The sequence below is a fragment of the Cellulomonas sp. genome, from assembly GCF_035634735.1.
GTDB lineage: Bacteria > Actinomycetota > Actinomycetes > Actinomycetales > Cellulomonadaceae > Cellulomonas.
In genome coordinates this window covers 1-18,725 of sequence record NZ_DASQCJ010000091.1, presented here as the reverse complement: position 1 = coordinate 18,725, position 18,725 = coordinate 1, and the positions used below count along the sequence as shown (strand labels likewise).

Annotated in this window: 17 protein-coding genes; 12 read left to right on the top strand and 5 right to left on the bottom strand. The window is 77.7% G+C overall.

What is annotated here, in order from left to right; genetic code table 11:
* From VER05_RS08315 to dtd, 5 genes are all read left to right on the top strand, one after another.
* The coding region (locus VER05_RS08315; protein WP_414647584.1) for a YgfZ/GcvT domain-containing protein at positions 1-469 on the top strand (469 nt) is incomplete at its 5' end.
* 67 nt (positions 470-536) lie between these two features.
* Positions 537-1,595 (top strand): FUSC family protein, encoded by a 1,059-nt coding sequence (locus tag VER05_RS08310; RefSeq protein ID WP_324844899.1) that lies wholly within the window; start codon positions 537-539, stop codon positions 1,593-1,595.
* Positions 1,596-1,645: 50 nt separating this feature from the next.
* A complete protein-coding gene (locus VER05_RS08305) occupies positions 1,646-1,993 on the top strand; it encodes a DUF2516 family protein (RefSeq protein WP_308160943.1) in 348 nt (115 codons plus the stop codon).
* A gap of 101 nt (positions 1,994-2,094) precedes the next feature.
* Positions 2,095-3,108: an asparaginase gene (locus VER05_RS08300; RefSeq protein ID WP_324844900.1), complete on the top strand. Its 1,014-nt coding sequence runs from the start codon at positions 2,095-2,097 to the stop codon at positions 3,106-3,108.
* A gap of 10 nt (positions 3,109-3,118) precedes the next feature.
* Positions 3,119-3,556: a D-aminoacyl-tRNA deacylase gene (gene dtd / locus VER05_RS08295; RefSeq protein ID WP_324844898.1), complete on the top strand. Its 438-nt coding sequence runs from the start codon at positions 3,119-3,121 to the stop codon at positions 3,554-3,556.
* Between the two features lie 11 nt (positions 3,557-3,567).
* On the opposite strand, the gene VER05_RS08290 is transcribed toward dtd, so the two are convergent.
* Both VER05_RS08290 and VER05_RS08285 read right to left on the bottom strand, forming a co-directional pair.
* Positions 3,568-4,050, bottom strand: coding sequence for a GNAT family N-acetyltransferase (locus VER05_RS08290; RefSeq protein ID WP_324844897.1), 483 nt, complete (start codon positions 4,048-4,050; stop codon positions 3,568-3,570).
* 68 nt (positions 4,051-4,118) lie between these two features.
* Complete coding sequence (locus tag VER05_RS08285) at positions 4,119-4,343, bottom strand: hypothetical protein (protein WP_324844896.1); 225 nt, start codon at positions 4,341-4,343, stop codon at positions 4,119-4,121.
* Between the two features lie 93 nt (positions 4,344-4,436).
* Here VER05_RS08285 and VER05_RS08280 point away from each other — a divergent pair, with 93 nt between their 5' ends.
* Positions 4,437-4,961, top strand: a complete 525-nt coding sequence (locus VER05_RS08280) for an O-acetyl-ADP-ribose deacetylase (RefSeq protein WP_324844895.1) — start codon at positions 4,437-4,439, stop codon at positions 4,959-4,961.
* Between the two features lie 41 nt (positions 4,962-5,002).
* On the opposite strand, the gene VER05_RS08275 is transcribed toward VER05_RS08280, so the two are convergent.
* The gene (locus VER05_RS08275; RefSeq protein ID WP_324844894.1) at positions 5,003-6,160 is read right to left on the bottom strand and encodes a pyridoxal phosphate-dependent aminotransferase; all 1,158 of its coding nucleotides are present in this window, start codon (positions 6,158-6,160) and stop codon (positions 5,003-5,005) included.
* 86 nt (positions 6,161-6,246) lie between these two features.
* On the opposite strand from VER05_RS08275, the gene VER05_RS08270 reads away from it, so the two are divergent.
* The 4 genes from VER05_RS08270 to VER05_RS08255 all read left to right on the top strand — a co-directional run bounded on the left by VER05_RS08270 (position 6,247) and on the right by VER05_RS08255 (position 9,578).
* Entirely contained in the window at positions 6,247-7,203 is a 957-nt protein-coding gene (locus VER05_RS08270; RefSeq protein WP_324844893.1) for an SHOCT domain-containing protein, read from the top strand.
* A gap of 70 nt (positions 7,204-7,273) precedes the next feature.
* Positions 7,274-7,630: a TraR/DksA family transcriptional regulator gene (locus VER05_RS08265; protein WP_324844892.1), complete on the top strand. Its 357-nt coding sequence runs from the start codon at positions 7,274-7,276 to the stop codon at positions 7,628-7,630.
* A gap of 59 nt (positions 7,631-7,689) precedes the next feature.
* Positions 7,690-8,154, top strand: coding sequence for a nucleoside deaminase (locus tag VER05_RS08260; RefSeq protein ID WP_324844891.1), 465 nt, complete (start codon positions 7,690-7,692; stop codon positions 8,152-8,154).
* Positions 8,155-8,189: 35 nt separating this feature from the next.
* The gene (locus tag VER05_RS08255) at positions 8,190-9,578 is read left to right on the top strand and encodes a hypothetical protein (RefSeq protein ID WP_324844890.1); all 1,389 of its coding nucleotides are present in this window, start codon (positions 8,190-8,192) and stop codon (positions 9,576-9,578) included.
* A gap of 200 nt (positions 9,579-9,778) precedes the next feature.
* Here the strand turns inward: VER05_RS08255 and VER05_RS08250 are convergent, their stop codons facing one another.
* Positions 9,779-11,152: a sugar ABC transporter substrate-binding protein gene (locus VER05_RS08250; protein ID WP_324844889.1), complete on the bottom strand. Its 1,374-nt coding sequence runs from the start codon at positions 11,150-11,152 to the stop codon at positions 9,779-9,781.
* 246 nt (positions 11,153-11,398) lie between these two features.
* Here VER05_RS08250 and VER05_RS08245 point away from each other — a divergent pair, with 246 nt between their 5' ends.
* Positions 11,399-13,987 carry a hypothetical protein gene (locus tag VER05_RS08245; protein ID WP_324844888.1) on the top strand — a complete coding sequence of 863 codons (2,589 nt, stop codon included), beginning with the start codon at positions 11,399-11,401 and terminating at the stop codon, positions 13,985-13,987.
* A gap of 125 nt (positions 13,988-14,112) precedes the next feature.
* Here VER05_RS08245 and VER05_RS08240 read toward each other — a convergent pair whose 3' ends face one another.
* On the bottom strand, positions 14,113-16,896 hold the full coding sequence (locus VER05_RS08240) for an alpha-mannosidase (protein ID WP_324844887.1): 2,784 nt from the start codon (positions 16,894-16,896) through the stop codon (positions 14,113-14,115).
* Positions 16,897-17,070: 174 nt separating this feature from the next.
* Between VER05_RS08240 and VER05_RS08235 the strand changes: the two genes are divergently transcribed.
* The coding region (locus VER05_RS08235; RefSeq protein WP_324844886.1) for a beta-N-acetylglucosaminidase domain-containing protein at positions 17,071-18,725 on the top strand (1,655 nt) is incomplete at its 3' end.

Below are 18,725 nucleotides of genomic sequence, written 5' to 3'. Positions count from 1 at the left end.
GCTGGGGTTCGAGACCGACCACCGCACCATTCCCCACGAGGTCGACTGGCTGCGCACCGCCGTGCACCTGCACAAGGGCTGCTACCGGGGGCAGGAGACCATCGCGCGGGTGCACAACATGGGCCGGCCGCCGCGCCGCCTGGTGATGCTGCACCTCGACGGGTCGGGCCACGTGCTCCCCGAGGCCGGCGCGGTCGTGCGCGACCTCGGCGACCTGCTCACCACGGGCGAGCCCGGCCGCGAGGTCGGCGTCGTCACGACCGTCGCCCGGCACCACGAGCTCGGCCCGGTCGCCCTGGCGGTCGTGAAGCGCTCGGTGCCGGTGGACGTCGAGGTCGTGGTCGAGGCCGACGGCGGCGTGCTGACCGCCGGGCAGGAGATCGTGGTGCCGGGCGACGGCGTGTCCGTCGACCGACCCGCCGCCCGCGGGCCGCTGACCCGCGGCCTCGGCGGCCACCCGATGCTGTGACCCGCCGGTGACGGGCGCGCGGCCGGACCGGGGGCCCTCGGCGGTCCGGGTGCAGGTCGCCGCGCGCGTGCGGCAGGGGCGCGCCCGGGTGCGCACGGCGTTCGTGCCGATCCTGCAGGCCGTGCTCGCCGCGGGCGTCGCCTACTGGATCGGCTACACCGTGCTCGGGCACAGCGCGCCGTTCTTCGCACCGGTCAGCGCGTGGATCGCGCTCGGGTTCACCGCCGACCGCGACCTGCGCCGGGTCGCCGAGCTCGCGGTGGGCGTCGCGATCGGCGTCGGCCTGGGCGACCTCGTGGTGCACGTCATCGGCACCGGCGCGTGGCAGGTGGCGTTCGTGCTGCTGGTCGCGGCGCTGATCGCCCGGTTCCTCGACCGCGGGCCGATGCTCACGACCCAGGCGGGCGTGCAGTCGATCGTCATCGTCGGGCTGCCCGCGGTGAGCGCGTCGGGCGGACCGGTCGGGCGGTGGACCGACGCGCTGGTCGGCGGCCTGGTCGCGCTCGCCGTCGCCGCCCTGACGCCGAGCGACCCGCGCCGCCGTCCTCGGGCCCAGGGCCGGGCGGCGGTGGAGGAGCTCGCGGGGATGCTGCGGCTGCTGGCCCGCGGCATGCGCGGCCGCTCCGAGCACGACGTCGAGGACGCGCTGATCCGGGGCCGGGCGTCGCAGCCCGCGCTCGACGAGTGGCAGGACGCCGCGTCCTCGGCCCGGGACCTCGCGCGGGTGTCGCCCGCCGCGCGCCGGCACCGCACCGAGCTGGCCTGGGTCGGGCAGTCGGCCGTGCGGGTGGACCGGGCGGTGCGGAACTCCCGGGTGCTGGCCCGGCGCGCGCTGGCGTCGGTCCAGGCGGACCGGGCCCGCGACCTCGGGCCGGTGGCCGACGCGGTGGACCGGGTGGCCCTGGCGGCGGACGCGCTGGCGGCGGCGCTCGGCGACGGGACCGAGCCGCTGCGCGCCCGGGAGGACCTGCTCCGGCTGGCCGCGGAGCTCGACCCGTTCACGCTGACGCCCGACGACCTCCAGGCGCAGAGCCTGCTGCTGCTCGTGCGGTCGCTGGTCGTGGACCTGCTGGAGGCCGCCGGGGTCGACCCCCGCACGGCGCGGGAGGCCCTGCCGGAGATCTGACGCGGCCCCCCGCCGGGCGCGCGGCGGCCGGCGCCCCGTAGGCTCGCCCCGTGATCTTCGGCAACGTGCAGGTGCTGCTGTTCCTCCTGTTCACCCTCGTCATCCTGGTGCTGGCGGTGTGGGCGCTGGTCGACGCCCTGCGCCGCCCCGCCTCCGCGTACGTCGCGGCGGGCAAGCAGACCAAGCAGATCTGGTCGATCATCCTGGGCATCGCGACCGCGGTGGCGTTCTTCTCGGTGCCGCCGCCGCTGGGCCTTGGGGCGTTCCCGACGTTCCTCGCGCTGCTCAGCGCCGTCGCCGCGATCGTCTACCTGGTCGACGTGCGCCCGGCGGTCGCGCCGCACTCCCGCCGCCGCGGCGGCGGTGGCGGCCAGGGCCCGACCCGCGGCGGGTGGTGAGCGTGCCCGGCATCCGCCAGGGCGGCCCCGACCTGGCCGAGCGGCTGCGCGGCGAGGCCGCCGCGGCGGTCGTCGTGCGCCACGCCGCGGGCGCCGGCGACGTGGCCGCGGCGGCGGTCCCGCTGGCCCGGGTCGTGCGCGGGGACCTCGTCGAGTCCGTGCACCTCGGCCACCTCGTCGTGCTCGCGCCCGACGGCTCCGTCCGGCTGGCGCTGGGTGACCCCGAGGTCACCGTGCTGGCGCGGTCGTCGCTCAAGCCGCTGCAGGCGGTCGGCATGCTCCGCGCGGGCCTCGACCTGGACGGGCCCCACCTCGCGCTCGCCTGCGCCAGCCACGACGGCACGCCGGAGCACCTGCGGGTCGTCCGCGAGACGCTGCTCGGCGCGGGGCTGGACGAGTCCGCGCTCGACAACACCCCGGACTTCCCGCTGGACGCCGAGGCGGCGTTCGCGTGGCGCACCGAGGGGCACGGCAGGGAGCCGGTCGCGCAGAACTGCTCCGGCAAGCACGCGGCGATGCTGGCGACCTGCGTCGCGCACGCCGGCGAGCCCGGCTGGGGGCCCGAGGCGTACCGCGAGCCCGAGCACCCCGTGCAGGTCGCGTGCCGCGCGGCGGTCGAGGAGCTGACGGGCGAGCAGGCCTGGCACGTGACCGTCGACGGCTGCGGCGCCCCGCTGTTCTCCACGACGCTCACCGGGCTCGCCCGCGCGTTCGCGCGGATCGCGGTCGCTCCGGTCGCCGACCCCGGCACGCCCCTCGCCCGGGTGGCGCTGGCGATGGCGGAGCACCCCGAGCTGGTCGGCGGCGCGTCGCGCGACGTGACCCGGGCGATGCGGGCGGTGCCCGGCCTGGTGGCCAAGGACGGCGCGGACGGCGTGTACGCGGCGGCGCTGCCGGACGGGTCGGCCGTGGCGTTCAAGGTGACCGACGGCGGCGGGCGGCCGCGACCGGCCGTGCTCGCGGCGGCGCTGCGGGTCGCGGGGGCCGCCGCGGTGCCCGGCGTCGACCTGGCGGCGCTCGACGCGCTCGGGGACGTGCCCGTGCTCGGGCACGGCGAGCCCGTGGGCGCGGTCGTGCCGGCGTTCGCGCCGGCGGCGCCCGGGCCGGCCGCGTGAGGGCGGCCGCGTGAGGGCGGTCGTCCAGCGCGCCAGCCGGGCCTCGGTCACGGTGGACGGCGCGGTCGTCGGCGCGTTCGAGGGCGAGGGCCTGGTCGTGCTGGTCGGCGTGACCCCCGGCGACGGCCCCGCGCAGGTGGAGTACGTGGCCCGGAAGGTCGCCGACCTGCGGATCCTCCGCGGCGAGCGGTCGGTCGCCGAGGCCGGCGCGCCGGTGCTGGTCGTCAGCCAGTTCACGCTCTACGGCGACGCGCGCAAGGGCCGGCGGCCCACCTGGAACGCCGCGGCGCCGGGGCCCGTCGCGGAGCCGCTGGTCGACGCGGTGGTGGCGGACCTGCGGGCCCGCGGGATCACGGTCGCCACGGGGGTGTTCGGGGCGGACATGGCGGTCGACCTGGTGAACGACGGCCCGGTGACCCTGCTGCTCGAGTCGGCGCCGGACGCCTGACGCCGCCGGGCTCAGGTCAGGCGGAGGACCAGGCGCTCCTCGACCTTCGACGAGTCGCGGGTCCGGGCGTGCCGCTCGCCGGTGCGGACGAAGCCGGCGCGGACGAACAGGTCGCCCGCCGCGTGGTTCCCGTCGACCACCCACAGCGACACCGTCTCGGCCCCCTCCGCCCGCGCGGCGTCCTTCACGGCGTCGAGCAGCGCCCACGCCATGCCGCGGCGGCGCGCCTCCGGAGCCACCCAGAGCTGCACGACGTGGCGGTCCGACGTCGGCGACCCGGGCTCCTGGATCATCCCGACGAGCCCGCGCGGGGTGCCCTCCTCGTCGACCACCCAGGTCGACGCGCTGCGCAGGCGCATGCGCCAGTGCGGCTCGGCGAACAGCTCCTCGCGCGCCAGCGACGACCCGAACACGTCGGGGTCCTCGCGGAGCGCGCGCAGCCGCACGTCGCGGACCGACCGCCAGTCGTCCTCCTGCACGCGCCTGATCTGCACGCCGACAGCATGCCGCACGGCTCGCCGCTCGTCGCCCGGGGCGCCCGGCGCGCCCCCGGGTGAACGGGTCAGGGGTGCAGGCGGGCCTCGTCCGCCCCGACCTCCGGGACGCCGTGCCCGGCGGGGTCCGGCACCGCGCGGGCGACGTCGGCGACGTCCTCCTCGGGGCGCGGCGGGATCGTCTCGTCGGCCTCGAGCTGCGGCACGTCCTCGCGGCCGTCGTGCTGCACCGGGACGGGCTCGGTGCCGTCGGGGCCGGCGGGGATCGGCTCGGTGGGGATCGGCTCGGTCACGGTGTCCTCCCGGGGTCTCGCAGGTGGGGCCACCGTAGGCCCGGGTGGTCGCGCCCGCAGGACGAGCGCCCGGGTCCGCGCCACGATGGGGGCATGCGCATCGAGGCCGTCCTCGGGGACATCACCGACCAGGACGTCGACGCGGTCGTGAACGCGGCCAACTCGTCGCTGCTCGGCGGCGGGGGCGTCGACGGGGCGATCCACGCGGCCGCCGGGCCGGAGCTGCTGGCGGCCTGCCGGGACCTGCGCCGCACGACGCTGCCGGACGGGCTCCCGGTCGGCGACGCGGTCGCGACGGGTGGGGGCCGGCTGCGCGCGCGGTGGGTGGTGCACACCGTCGGGCCGGACGCGCACGCCGGCGAGACCGACCCGGCGCTGCTGCGCTCGGCCTTCACCCGGTCGCTCGACGTCGCCGCGGAGGCCGGCGCGCGCACGGTCGCCGTCCCGGCGGTCAGCGCGGGGGTCTACGGCTGGGCGCCGGCGACCGTCGCCGAGGTGGCGGTCGCCGCCGCGCGGGCGTGGGCCGCGGGGCACCCGGACGCGCTCGACCTGGTGCGGTTCGTGCTGTTCTCGCCGGCGGTCCTGGCGGCGTTCGAGGACGCGCTCGCGGAGCACTGAGCGCCCGGGCGGCCGGGTCGTGGGGCCGGGGCCGCCGCGCGTCAGCCCGCTGCCGCCCCCGCCCGGGCCGGCAGCCGGGACAGCCCGGCGCGCAGGTCCTCCGCGCTCGCCGTGAGCGAGATCCGCACCCAGCCCTCGCCCTCGGCGCCGAACGCCGACCCCGGGGCGACCGCGACCCCCGCGGTGCGCGCCAGGTCCTCCGCCCAGGCCGCGACGTCGCCGCCACTCGCGTGCGAGACGTCCGCCCACAGGTAGATCCCGCCGGCCGCGGGCAGCCAGGGGATGCCGCGCTCGTCGAGGATCGCCGTCGCCAGGTCCCGGTGCTCCCGGTAGGTCTGCCGCGCGTGCGCCACCGCGTCCTGCGGCCCGGTGAGCGCGGCCAGCGCCGCGTACTGCGCCGGGGTGTTCACGCAGGACACGATCGACTCCTGCAGCGTCGGCATCAGCGGCGCCATCCGGTCCGGCACCACCAGCACCCCGACGCGGAACCCCGTCATCGCGTGCGTCTTGGAGAACGTGTGCAGGGTGAGCACCCGGCCGTCGGTGTCGAACCGCGCGGCGGGGACGTGCGGCGCCTCGTAGGTGAACGCCGCGTAGCACTCGTCGGACAGCACCCACAGGTCGTGCCGCCGGGCGACGTCGACGAGCTCCGCCACCAGGTGCTCGGGCAGGCTCGTGCCCAGCGGGTTCGACGGCGAGTTGAGCAGCAGCACCCGGGTGCGGTCGGTGATCGCCGCCTCGACGGCGGCGGGGTCGGGCAGGAAGCCGTCCCCGGGCCGCAGGGCGTAGGGCTGCGGCTCGGCCTGGAGCAGCCGGGTCGCCATCGCGAACGGCGGGTAGCCCGGGTCGGGGACGAGGACGCCGTCGCCCGCGCCGACCGTCAGGCTCAGCGCCAGGTGCAGCGCCTGCGCGCCGCCCGCGGTGACCCACACGTTGTCGCGGCGGACCGGCGGGGCGTGCTCCGGGTCGAGCCACGCCGCCACCGCGTCCCGCAGCGGGGCGATGCCGCCGTTGGGCGTGTACCGGGTGTCGTCGCGGTCCAGCGCGGCGCGGGCGGCCTCCAGCACGTGCGGCGCCGTCGGGAGGTCGGGCTCCCCGACGCTGAGCACCACGGCGCCCGGCAGCGACCACGCCAGCTCGGTGATCCGGCGGATGCCGGAGGCGGGGACGGCGCGGGCGTGGCGGGCGATCTCGGGCACGGGGTGCAGGCTAGCCCGGCGGTGTTCCGGGGCCGTGTCCGCCTCGGCCCGCCCCCGCCGACCTGCGGCGTTGGCAGGATGGGGGCGTGACCGCCTCGCCCGACGCCCCGTCCGTCCTCTCCCGCTCGCGCGCCCGCACCGCCGGCACCGCGCTCGCAGCCGTCGCGCTCGGGGCCGTGGCGTGGTGGCTGCTGCGGCTCGGGGCGCACGACGCGACGCTCGTGCGGTGGGAGTGCTTCGCCGGCACCTGCGCGACGGACGACTTCGCCGGGGCGGCGCCGGTGCTGGGCGGGCTGGTGCTGCTCGCCGCCGCGGCCGTCGCCGCGCCGCTCGCCCGCCGGGCGACGCCGGGGCTGGCGGTCGTGCTCGGCTCGGGGGCGCTGCTCGCCGGCTGGTCGGCGGCCGTGACCGACGGGCTGACCACCGAGCAGGCGGTGCGCCGGCCGGTGCTCGTCGCGGCGCTGGTGCTCGCGCTCGGCCTGGTCGCCGCCCTGTGGGGCGGGGTGCGGGTGCTGCGGGGCGCGGGGCTGCTGGCGCGGCTCGGCGGCCGCACCGGCACCTGGGCGCGCGTGCAGGACTACGAGAGCGGGACGGGCCCGGTCGTCGGCGCGACCGTGCACTTCGCCGACGCCGGCGGCGTCCGGCACGCGGTGCGGGCCCGGGTGCCGCGCGAGGCGTTCCAGCACCCGCCGCGCGCCTACTACGACCCCGCGCGGCCGGACGACGGGGAGCGGCTGGTGGTCGTGGTGCCGTCGCCGCCGCTGACGGCCGCCGGCCGCCGCGCGCGGGAGCAGGCGGTCCGGGTCCTGCTGCCGCTCCCCGAGGACGACCTCCCGGGCGGCGGCCCCGCGCGCGCGGGGCGGACCGGGGCGGCCGGCGCGGCGGGCGCGGGTCGTGCGGGGTCGGGCGCCTCGTCACCCGCGGGCGGCCGCGGCGCGGGCTCGGTGGTCGACGCGCTCGAGCGGCTGCAGGCGCTGCGGGCCTCGGGTGCGCTGTCGGAGGAGGAGTACGCCGCCGCGAAGGCGCGGGTCCTGGCGGGCTGAGCGGGGCCGGCCGCGGGTCCCCGCGTCGCTCGACCTGCCGCGCCGCGCTGTCCGGGCGGATACTGGTGCCATGGCGACGACGCTGGACCCGGCCGAGGTGACCGCGCTCCTCGAGGAGCGGCGGCGCGAGGCCCTCGCGCGGCTGGCCGGCACCGACGCCGAGCGCGCGGCGGTCGTCGCCGCGTCCCGCGAGTCGGTGGCCGACGACGAGCACGACCCCGAGGGGTCGACCATCGCCTACGAGCGCCGGCTGCTCGACGCCCTGACGCACGACCAGCGGGACCGGCTGCGGGAGATCGACGAGGCCGAGCACCGGCTGGCGGCGGGCACGTACGGCACCTGCGCGCGCTGCCACCGCCCGATCCCGGTCGAGCGGCTGCGCGCCGTGCCGACCGCCCGGACCTGCGTGGACTGCGCGGCGCGCTGACCCCTGCGCCGACCCCCGCGCCGGCGAGGGCCCGGCCCGCGTGCGCGAGGATGGGGCGCATGTTCGCGCGCCCCGACGACCTGACCGCCATGGGCCTGGCCCTGACCGAGGCCGCGGGCTGCGCCGCGACCGGGGACGTCCCCGTGGGCGCGGTCGTGCTGGGCCCGGGCGGCGAGGTGGTCGGCGCGGGCCGGAACCGCCGCGAGGCCGACGCCGACCCGACCGCGCACGCGGAGGTGCTGGCGCTGCGCGCGGCGTCGGAGGCGCTCGGCCGGTGGCGGCTCGACGACTGCACGCTGGTGGTCACCCTGGAGCCGTGCCTGATGTGCGCGGGGGCGACGGTGCTGGCCCGGGTGCCGCGGCTGGTGCTCGGGGCGTGGGACCCCAAGGCGGGCGCGTGCGGGTCGCAGTGGGACGTGGTGCGCGACTCGCGGCTGAACCACCGGGTCGAGGTGGTCGGCGGGGTGCGCGAGGAGGAGTGCGGCGCGGTGCTGCGGGAGTTCTTCGCGCAGCACCGGGGCTGAGCCCCCGCCGCCGGGCGCGCCGCTACCCTGCGGGGGTGCTGCTCCTCCGGTGGGTCCGCCTGATCCTGCTCGGCGTCCCCGCCGTGGTCGCGCTCGGGCTCGGGATGACCGGGCCCGCGCTGCTGCTGCTCGCCGCGACCGCGCCCGGGTACCGGGTCGCGGGCGCGCTGCTGGCGGTGGGCCCGGCCGCGCTGGTGGTGTGGTCGCCCGCCCTGGTGCGGACGGTGGTCGTGGCTCTCGGTGGCCGCGTGGTGCCGGCGGCGCCCGACGAGGTCGCGCGCCTCGCCGATGCGGCGCGCGCCACCGGCCAGCCGCCGCCGACCGTCCTGGTCGCCGCCGCCGACCTCCCGGAACCGGTGCCGTTCCGGGGGCTGCGGCACGACCTGCTGGTCGTGTCGCCGGCTCAGGTGGAGCAGCCGCAGGTGACGGCGGCGGCGCTCGCGGTCGCCAGGCGCCGGGGCGACGACCGGCTGGTCCTGGTCCTCGGCGCGCTCGTGATCGTCCTCGGGAGCTGGTCGAGCGCGCTGCGGCTGGTGACGACCGCGGTGCGGCCGGGTCGGGTGCCCGGCGCGGACCGGCTCGCGCTCGCGGGGCTGCTGCCGCTGGCACCGGTGGCCGCGCTCGGGTGGGGGATCTGCTGGGTCGCGCTCCAGGTGGCGCGCGGCGTCCTCCCGCGTCGCCTGACGGTGGCGCTCCTGGCGCTCGGCGGCAGCACGACGCTCGTGCGCGCGCGGCCCACGGAGGACCTCGTCGCGCTCGGCGACGGCGTCCGGCTGGGCACGATGCTCGCGACCGGGCGGGTCGAGCGGCGTCCGGCCCGGGAACGGTCGGGCGCGCGCACCTGGTGGAGCACCCCGCAGGCGCTCGCGGGGGCGGCGTCCGCCGACCTGCTGGGCGGCGCGGCGCGCGTCGTGGTCGCGGTGCTGGTCGTCGGGGTCGGGACGTACGGCGGCCTCGGCCGGGTCCCGGCCGAGCGGATCGCCTGGCCCTGGGAGGCCGCGCCGGAGGTGGCCACGGCGGTCGGCGTCGACGCCACCCGGGACGACGGCAGCCGCAGCCTGGTCGAGCGCCTGGGTGCCGACGTCGGCACCACGTACACCGCGGCGGTCCGGCTGCCCGACGGCCGCACGGTCGACCTCGCGCCGGGGAGCCACCCCCTCGCGGTCGGCGACGAGGTGCGCGTCGTGCCCGACGCCGAGGCCGGAGGACGCGCGCGGTCGCTCACCCAGAGCTCCGCGGCCGACCTGATCATCGCGAGCGGCGTGATGCTCGCGCTCGGGGCGGGGCTGCTGCGCGGCGTCGGCGGGCTGTCCATGCTGGCGGACCAGCGCCGGCTGGCCCAGGCGGACCACGACCAGCGGGTCGCCACGGGTCGCCGGCACGGCAGGCGCCGGCCGCGACCGTTCCTGGGCGCGCGGGGCTGAGCCGACCGGCCCGGGAGCGGCCGTTCGGTCGTGCGGTCCCCGGCGAGCCGTCGGGCGTGGCCGGGGTCCGTACCGACCCGGGCGGGCGCTGGGCACCCCGTCCACCCTGCCGGCGGCCGCCGCGCCGCGGGCCGCGGACGCGCGGAGGGGCCCCGCCGGCGTCGACCGGCGGGGCCCCTCGTGCGCGGGTGGCGCGTCGATCAGCCGCCCGTGATGTTGTCGTACGCCCGCTGGGCCGCCGTCTGGGCGTCGGCCAGCGCCTCCTCCGGGGTCTTGTCGCCGAGCAGCGCCGCGGTGATGGCGTTGTTCAGCTCGTTCTGGATGTCCTGGCCGGCGGGCGAGGACCCGAAGGTCTTCCCGTACTCCACGACGTCGTAGTAGGTCGCGATGACCTGGTCGAAGCCGGCGTCGCCGGTCTCGGTGACGTACTGCTCGCGGATCGCCTGGTCGGCGGCCGGCGAGCCGGTGAACAGGCCGGTGTTGATGCCGCCGTCGGTGGCGATGGTGTCGGCGCGGGCCTCACCGGCCGCCATCCAGGCGTCCTGCGAGGTCAGGTCGAGCATCCAGGCGCAGGCGGCGTCCTTGTTCTGGGCGCCGGCCGGGATGACGAACGCCGTGCCGGAGGCGACGGAGAACGGGTTGCCGTCCTGGTCGCGGAACGGCACCGCCTCGATCTGGATCTGGCCGACGTAGGCGCCGAGCACGTTCGGGTACCACTGGGCGTTCACCTGCGCGCCGACCTGGTCGGTGACGTACTGGTTGTTGTCGCCGAAGGTGTCGAACGAGTCGGTGAACGACTTCACCTTGGCGAAGCCGCCCTGGGCGTCGGTGATCTGCTTGAGCAGCTCGATGCCGGCGACGTTGGACGGGTCGTCGAGCGTCGGCTTGCCGTCCGCGTCGGTGAGCTGTCCGCCCTGGCCGAGGATCCACAGGCCACCCTGTCCGGTGGCGACGGGGTCGAGGCCCAGCGTGGTCGGGACGCCGCCGCTCTCGGCGTACATCTTCTCGATCGCGGCGACGAGCACGTCGGGCTGCGAGGTGTCGATCTGGTCCGCGGTCACCCCGGCGGCGTCCATGACCCGCTTGTTCAGGATGATGGCCGGCGGCTGGTAGAACTGCGGCACCGCCCAGACCTGGTCGCCGTACCGCACGTCGTCGACGACCGACGGGTAGTACTGCTCCTCCGGGTCGACGTCGTGGGCGCTGTAGCAGGCGTCCAGCGGCAGGATCAGGTCCTGGGCCGCGTAGGTGGTCACGTACCGGCGGTCCATCTGCACCACGTCCGGGACGTCGCCGGAGGCGAGCCGGGTGGTGAACTTCTGCGCGTCGAACGCGGTGGCGTCCAGGTCGATCTGGACGTCGGAGAGCTGGTCGGCGGCGTAGTCGAGGCGCGACTGGCCGACGTCGTCGGCGTTCTCGAAGCCCCAGGCCTTGAGCGAGCCCGACGCCTCGGTGCTGAAGTCGGTCGACCCGCTGGACCCCTCGTCCCCACCACCTCCGCCCGAGCTGCAGGCGGCCAGGGCCAGCGCGGTGACCGGCAGCAGGGCGATCGCGGCGCGGCGACTCTTCCTCATGAACGTCTTCCCTTCCTCGCACCGGCGGACCGGCGTCGTCGCCGGCCGCGGGAGAGTCCCCGGCTGCGGTGCCGAGGATCTGAAAACCTTCCCACATCGGACGGTAGTTCAGGGCCTTCGGCTGAGACAAGACCTGAGCGATCACGGTGTGATCACGCCTGTCCGACGCCTGATGACCGTGGACTGACAGCCTGTCGTGTGACTAGGCTCATATGGAAACGATGCCACAAAAGTGAGGACTCGACGATGCCGTCCACACCTGACGGGACGCCGATCGACCACCCCGCCGCCCCGACGGAGCCGCCCCGCGGCGGCCCGCTGCTGGACCGCCCGGTCCGGCAGGTCCTGCTGGTGGGACACACCCACCACGACGTCGGCTACACGAACAGCCCGCGCCTGGTCGACGACCTGCACGCCGCGACCGTATTGCGGGTGCTCGACCTGTGCGACACGAACGACGGCGACGGCCCCGACGCGTTCCGCTGGACGTTCGAGGTCGCCCGTCCGGTGCTGCGGTTCCTCGACTCCGCGGGCGCGGCGGACGTCGAGCGGCTCCGCCGCCGGGTGGCCGAGGGGCGGGTCGCGGTGACCGGCGGCTACCTCAACATGACGCAGCTGCTCGGGGACGCGGAGCTCGGCGCGGCGTACGACGCGCTCGACCGGCTGCGGGCGGCCGGCGTGCCGGTGCGCACCGAGCAGCACGGGGACGTGAACGGCATCGCCTGGGGCGCGGTCGACGCGATGCGCCGCGCCGGGGTCGACCGGCTCGTGATGGCGCTCAACCCCGACCACGGCCGCCCGCCCTACCCGCAGCCGACCGGCTTCTGGTGGGAGGGGCCGGCGGGCGGGCGGGTGTTCGCCTGGCTGTCGACGCACTACGGCGTCGGGGAGGAGTGGGGGATCGTCGACGGGGACGTCGAGGCCGCCGAGGCGCACGTCGCCGACTTCGTGGCCGCGCTCGAGAAGCGGGACGACTACCCCTACGACACCGCGGTGGTGCACGCGGCCAACGACAACCGCTGGCCGACGGCGCTGTTCCTCGACGTCGTGCGGCACTGGAACGCCCGGCACCCCGACGTGCCGATGCGCACGGCGACGATCGACGAGGCGCTGGACGTGCTGCGCCCGCAGGCGGAGGCCGCCGACGTGCCGGTGGCGCGCGGCGAGTGGTCGGACTGGTGGGCGCACGGCCACGGGTCGACCGCCCGGGAGGTCGCCGTCTACCGGGAGGCGCGGTCGTTCGCCCGCGCCGCGCAGACCACGCTCGGGCTCACCCGGCTGCGCGGAGACGGGGCGCCGTCGCTCGCGGACGTCATGGGCTACCGGCGCGGGCCGGTGCGGCTGCGGTCCGACGCCGAGGTGGCGCGGGACCTGGACCGGGTGGACGCGGAGCTGCTGCTGTTCGCGGAGCACACCTGGGGGTCCTGGGAGACCTACGCCAAGCCGCACTCGTCGTTCAGCCACTCGCACTGGAACGCCAAGGCCGGGTTCGCGTACGGGGCGTTCGACCTCGCGCGGGACCTGGCGGTCGAGGGGCTGTTCCGGGTGGTGGCGAGCGGGCCGGGGGACGCGGGCGCGGCCGGCGGCCCCGGCGGCCCCGACGGGACGCGGGTCGTCGTCGTGAACCCCACCGAGCGTGCGCGCACCGAGCCCGTCGACGTCGAGGTCCGCGGCCGCACCCGCGCGCGGACGGTCGCGACCGTGCCGGCGTTCGGGGTGGCGACGGTGCCGCTCCCGGCGGCACCCGGGCTCGCCCGGGCCGGGCGCGAGGTCGCGTGCGGGGCGTACCGGGCGGTCGTCGACCCGGCCCGCGGTGGCGTGGTCTCGCTGGTGCACGTGCCGAGCGGGCGCGAGCTGGTCGACGCCGAGGCCGCCGGGCACGGGCTGGGTGCGGTGGTCACGGAGACGGTCGCGCCGGGCAGCACGCACCCGATGGTCGTGCGGGACCCCAAGGACTTCCACCCGGACCTCCCCGGGCCCGACTTCGACCGGCGGCACGCGGCCGGCGACGAGGAGCCGCTGGTCACCGAGGGCGAGGCGTGGGTGCGGATCGCGTGGCGCACCACCCCGCCGGGGCTGCCCGCGGCCGCCACGACGCTGACGCTGTACCGCGACCTCGACGTGGTGGACCTCGAGGTCGCCCTGGTGAAGCCCGAGGCCTTCGGGCCGGAGAGCATCCACGTGGCGTTCCCGTTCCGGGTGGCCGACCCGGAGTTCCTGCTGGAGACGGCGGGCGCCGTGTACGCGGCCGAGACCGAGCAGCTGCCCGACACCTCGAAGGACTGGTACTCGATCCAGCACGCCGTCGGGGTGCACGCCCCCGGGACGGCCGGCGGGGTGCTCTGGGGCGCGGTCGACGCGCCGCTGGTCCAGCTCGGCGGCCTGCACACCGGCGAGTGGGCGCGCACGCTGCGCGCGCCGACCGGGTACGTCTCGTCCTGGCTGATGAACAACCTGCACTTCACGAACTTCCAGGCCCGGCAGGAGGGCACCCGGACGTACCGGTACCGGTTCGCGGCGGTCGACGGCCCGGTGACCCGCGAGCGGGTCCGGGTGTTCGGGCGGGACCTCGCGGAGCCGCTGCAGGCGCGGGCGTACGACGGGGCGGTGGCCGCCGAGGGCCCGCTGGGGCTGCGGGTCGAGCCCGCGGACCGGGTGCTGGCCGAGGTGCGGCCGCTGCCGGACGGGACGGTGCGGGTCCGGCTCCGGAACGTCGGCGCCGAGCCGGTGGACGCCCAGGTGGCGTGGGACGGCCCGGGGCGCGTGGTGGGTGGCGGGGCGGTGCGGCTCGGGCCGCACGGCGTGGGGGACGCGGTGCTGCGCCGGGAGGCGTGAGGCGCGCGTCGGCGGGGGCGCGCCCGCGCCCGCCCCGCGGCGAGCGAGCAGGGAACACGTCGAGTGAGCACCCGCGGGGTGCTCACTCGACGTGTCGTCCGCCCGCTCGCGTCCGGGCGGGGCCGTCAGCCCGCGTCGTCCGCCGACGGCGCCTCCGCCGGACGCGGGCGGCCCGTGGCGTCCGGGGTCGACGCCTCGGTCGTCGTCAGCGCGTCGGTGGCCGCGTGGTCGTCCGTCGGCGGCTCGTCGGCGGGCGCCCGGCCCGCCGGTTCCGCCGGCGTCGACCCCGGCGCCACCGACCGCACGTCGTCCCCCGCGCCGGCCAGCGGCCGCTCCACGAGGTCGACCTCCACCACCGGCGCGTCCGGGTCGGCGGGCACGCGGAACGTCCGCAGCTGGAACGCCCCGAACTCCGCCTCGACCGTCCGGCCCACCAGCGGCAGCGCGAGGCGCGCGGTCCCCGGCTCGCCGCGGGTCTCGACCGCCCGGACCACGAGGTCGGCGCCCCCGGGCCCGTCCACCGCGTCCTCCGAGCCCTTCAGCGCCGTGATCTGCACCGGGCCGCCGTCGTCGGACGCGAAGGAGCCCGTGTGCGGCAGCGCGCCGGCGTGGAACGACTCGAGCATCGCGCGCACCGGCGACCCGAGCAGCGCGGCCCGGCGGCCGGGGTCCGCGGCGTGCCGGTCGCCGGCGTGCGGCACCAGCTCGTAGGAGAACCGCTGCACGCCCTGGTCCTGGTACGCGTACACGTCGTCGCCGTCGAGCAGCCGCGGGTCGTGCCAGGCGTACACCGGGCTGCGCACCGCGGTGACGCCGATGCTCGGCTCGGCGCCGGGCGACACGTCGTAGCCGTGCTTGTTGGTGGTGACGAGCGTCAGGCCCGCGGGCCGCCCGTCGAGCGTCCCGGTGAGGTCGACCCAGCCCTGGCCGGGCTCCTCGGCCCCGTCGACCGGCCGCTCGAGCTCGGCGTACGGGATCTGGTAGGTCGCCCGCGGGTCGGCCAGCGCGGTCGGGAACCGGAGCTTGAGCAGGTGCGCCCGCTCCCGCCAGTCCAGCGTGACGTCGACGCGCAGCACGGCCGAGTCGTGGTCGAGCAGCAGCTCCTCGATCAGCGTCGAGGCGCCCCACTCCCGCTCGACGCGCACCCGGGCCCGCAGCGGACCCGACTCGCGGACCACGACGCGCGCGACCTTCATGCTGTCGCCCGCCCACGCGTAGGACACGACCCGGTGCCCCCAGGTGTCGGTCGGGTCGTCGCAGACCTGCGTGTGCGCGCTGCCGTCGACCCCGCGCAGGACGTCGAGCCCGGTGCGCTTGTCGAGGTACGAGCGGATCCAGCCGGTCGCCGGGTCGAGCTCGATGCGGACCAGGTCGTTCTCCAGCACCGTCCCGCTCGCGGACAGCGCGCCCGGGGCGCCGCTGCTCCACGCCGGGCGCGCGGGCTCGGCCTCGGTGCGGACCCGGTACAGCCGGTAGCCCAGGGCCGGGACCTCGGCGCGGAACACCAGGGCGCCGCGGCCGGTCTGGTTGGTGGCCGCCCGCGACTGCGTCGGCTGCGAGACGACCGCCCGCCCGTCGCCGTCGACCACGTGCACCGCACCGGGGTGCGAGCCGTAGTGCAGCTCGACGTCGGTCGACACCGGCCACGGGTGCGGGTTGAACACCAGCACCGGCTGGGTGGCGGTGTCCTGGGGGATGTCGACCTGCCGGGCGATCGTGTTGTGCGCGCGGGTGATGATCCGCTTGGCGACGGACACGGCCTCGCCGAGCTGGTCGCGGGCGTCGTCGTAGGCGTGCTCGATCGCGGAGCCCGGCAGCACGTCGTGGAACTGGTTGAACAGCACCTGCTTCCAGGCGCGCTCGAGGTCCTCGCGCGGGTACGGGGTGCCGTCGTGCACGGCGGTGACGGCGGCCCAGCGCTCGGCGGACAGCAGGGCGTACTGCGCGCGGCGCTGCCAGGCCTTGATGCCCGAGTGCGCCGAGTAGCAGCCGGGCGCGTGGTGCTGCAGGTCGTCGGCCCAGGTCGTCAGGCCGTCGAGGAACTCCGCGCCGCGCTCGCGCACGCCGTCCAGGTACTCGCGGGGCGACGACATCCGCAGCCGGCCGAACGACCCCATGCGGTCGTAGCGGTGGATCGACTCGATGTTGGCGATCGTCGGGCCGCCGCCGTGGTTGCCGACCCCGAACAGGACCATGACGTCGCCCAGCGACCGGTCCAGCGCGCCGAGCGCCTTGTCCACCTGGCCGTCCACCGACCCGGCGGGGGAGCAGTACTCGAACGGGATGCGGTACGCGAGCACCTCGCTGCCGTCGGGTGCCCGCCAGCGGAACAGCGTGTCGTCGAGCGCGCTCTCGTGCGGGCCGGGCCGCAGGAACAGGTACGAGTCCAGGCCGTGGCCGCGGAGCACCGTCGGCAGGCTGGCGCTGTGCCCGAACGGGTCCGCGTTCATGCCGACCGTCGCGGGCTTCCCGAACCGGGAGATCAGGTAGCGCTGCCCGTACAGGCCCTGCCGGGCGAACGACTCGCCCATCGGCATGTTGCAGTCCGGCTCCACCCACCAGCCGCCGACGTTGACCCACCGGCCCTCGGCGACGCGCTCGGTGATGCGGGCGAACAGCTCCGGGTCCTGCTCCTCGACCCAGGACAGCAGCACCATTTGGTCGCAGGTGAACACGAAGTCCGGGTACTCGTCCATGCGGTGCACGGCGGACCAGAACGTGGCGCGCGCCTCGGCGTAGCCCTCCTGCCACGGCCAGAGCCAGACGGGGTCGATGTGCGAGTTCCCGATCATGTGGATGGTCCGGTCCGGCGTCGCGTGCGGGCGGGGGTGGGGCGGCAGGTCCCGGGGCTGGGTGCCCGCCGGTGCGTTGGACAGGGGCGCGCCCGTGGTCTGGCGTGGCCGGCTCATCGTGCTCCTCGTGCGTCGTCGCGCGGGTGGTCGATCCGATCGTACGCTGCAATCGATCCCATATCGAGGGGCGAGCGGGCCGGGATGGGCGGTCGCCGGCGGAATGAAATGTGCGTAACCGCACACGTGTGCGCGGATTGACAACCCGGCATCGGCGCTGGTGGGCTGGTGCGCATGCCGCGTCGACGCCGACCGCACGAGCACGCCCGCCCGACCGCCGGAGCGGGGTGCGGGAGCCCGCGGCGGCTGTCCGCCGGGGTGGTGGAGGGGTTCTACGGCCCGCCGTGGCGGCACGACGAGCGGCTGGCGCTGCTCGACGCCGCCCCGGCGCTCGGCCTCGACACGTACCTGTACGCGCCGAAGGACGACCCCTGGCACCGCGAGCGGTGGCGTGACCCGTACCCGGAGGCCGAGCTGGCCCGGCTCGGGGAGCTCGCCGCGCGCGCCGCCGCCGCCGGGGTCGCCTTCGTGTGGTCGGTCGCCCCGGGGCTGTCCATGCGGTTCACCGACGACGCCGAGCACGCGGCGCTCGCGGCCAAGGCCGAGCAGGTCCGGGCCGCGGGCGTCGGGGACGTGTGGCTGCTGTTCGACGACGTGCCGTACGACCTGCCGCACCCAGCGGACCTGGCGGCGTACGGCCCGGGGCAGGCGGGCAGCGGGCGCGCGCACGGCGAGGCGGCGGCGCGGTTCCGGGAGGCGTTCCTGCTGCCGCACGGGCTCACGGGCCCGATGACGGTGTGCCCGACCGACTACGCCGGCTGCGGGCGGTCGCCGTACCGGGACGCCCTCGGCGCGGCGCTCCCCCCGGACGCGCGCGTGCTGTGGACCGGCCGGGACGTCGTCGTCGGGGCCGTCACCCGCGAGGACGTCCTGGCCGCGGCCGCGGCGTTCGGGCGGCGGATCGTGCTGTGGGACAACTTCCCGGTCAACGACTTCGACCGGACCCGGCTGTTCCTCGGCCCGCTCACCGGGCGGCCGGGCGACGTCGACGGGCTGCCGCTGGACGGGATCGTCGCGAACGCCATGATCGAGGCGCTGCCGTCCCGGCTCCCGCTCGCGACCGTCGGCGCGTGGGCGCGGGACCCCGCCGGGTACGACCCGGCGCGGGCGGCGGCGGACGCGCTGGCGACGGTCGCCGGGCCGCGCGCGGGGGTCGTCGGGCCGCTGGTGCGGGCGTGCGCGGTGTGGCCGCCGGGGGCGCCGCGCGACGCCGGGCTCGCGCGGGCGCTGGACGCGGCGCTCGCCGGGGACGCGGGGGCGCTGGCGGAGGTGGAGGGGCGGATGCGGGCGCTCGCCGGGGGCGCGGCGGACGCGGGCGTGGCGTCGGAGGCGCCGACGGCGGGGGCCGTCCGGCGCCCGGCTGCAGACACGGGCGGGGCGCCGAGGCGGCCGGGGGATGGCGAGCCGGGCGGGCCGGACGAGCCGGGGGCCGCCGGCCGGGGCGAGCGCGCGGCGGGCGGGGCCGAGGCGGACGCCCTGGCGGCGTCCCTGCGGCCGTGGCTCGAGGCCGCCGCGCACGCCGGGGCCGCGGGCCTCGCGGCGTGCGCGCTGCTGCGCGGCGGGGGAGACGTGGCCGCGACCCGCGTCGCGCTCGACCGGGTGGAGGCCGACTTCCCGGACGTCCTGCGGTCGGACGTCGCGCGCTTCGTGCGGGCGGCGCTGGCCGGACGGGTGGCCGGCGCCGGGCGCGCGGGCCACGCTGCGGGCGGGCAGCCCCCGGGGACCGCGCTCGGCGCGGACCGTGCGCGCCCGGCGGACGAGGGGGCCGGGACGGGGCGGCGGGCGGTGCTGGTCACGGGCGCCGAGCCGTCCGCGGGCGACGAGGCGAC

Bases quoted from the DNA above. Each gene is read 5' to 3' on its own strand.
- VER05_RS08260 (WP_324844891.1), top strand. From the start codon at position 7,690: ATGTTCGCGCGCCCCGACGACCTGACCGCCATGGGCCTGGCCCTGACC.
- VER05_RS08245 (WP_324844888.1), top strand. From the start codon at position 11,399: ATGCCGTCCACACCTGACGGGACGCCGATCGACCACCCCGCCGCCCCG.
- VER05_RS08240 (WP_324844887.1), bottom strand. From the start codon at position 16,896: ATGAGCCGGCCACGCCAGACCACGGGCGCGCCCCTGTCCAACGCACCG.
- VER05_RS08280 (WP_324844895.1), top strand. From the start codon at position 4,437: ATGCGCATCGAGGCCGTCCTCGGGGACATCACCGACCAGGACGTCGAC.
- VER05_RS08250 (WP_324844889.1), bottom strand. From the start codon at position 11,152: ATGAGGAAGAGTCGCCGCGCCGCGATCGCCCTGCTGCCGGTCACCGCG.
- VER05_RS08265 (WP_324844892.1), top strand. From the start codon at position 7,274: ATGGCGACGACGCTGGACCCGGCCGAGGTGACCGCGCTCCTCGAGGAG.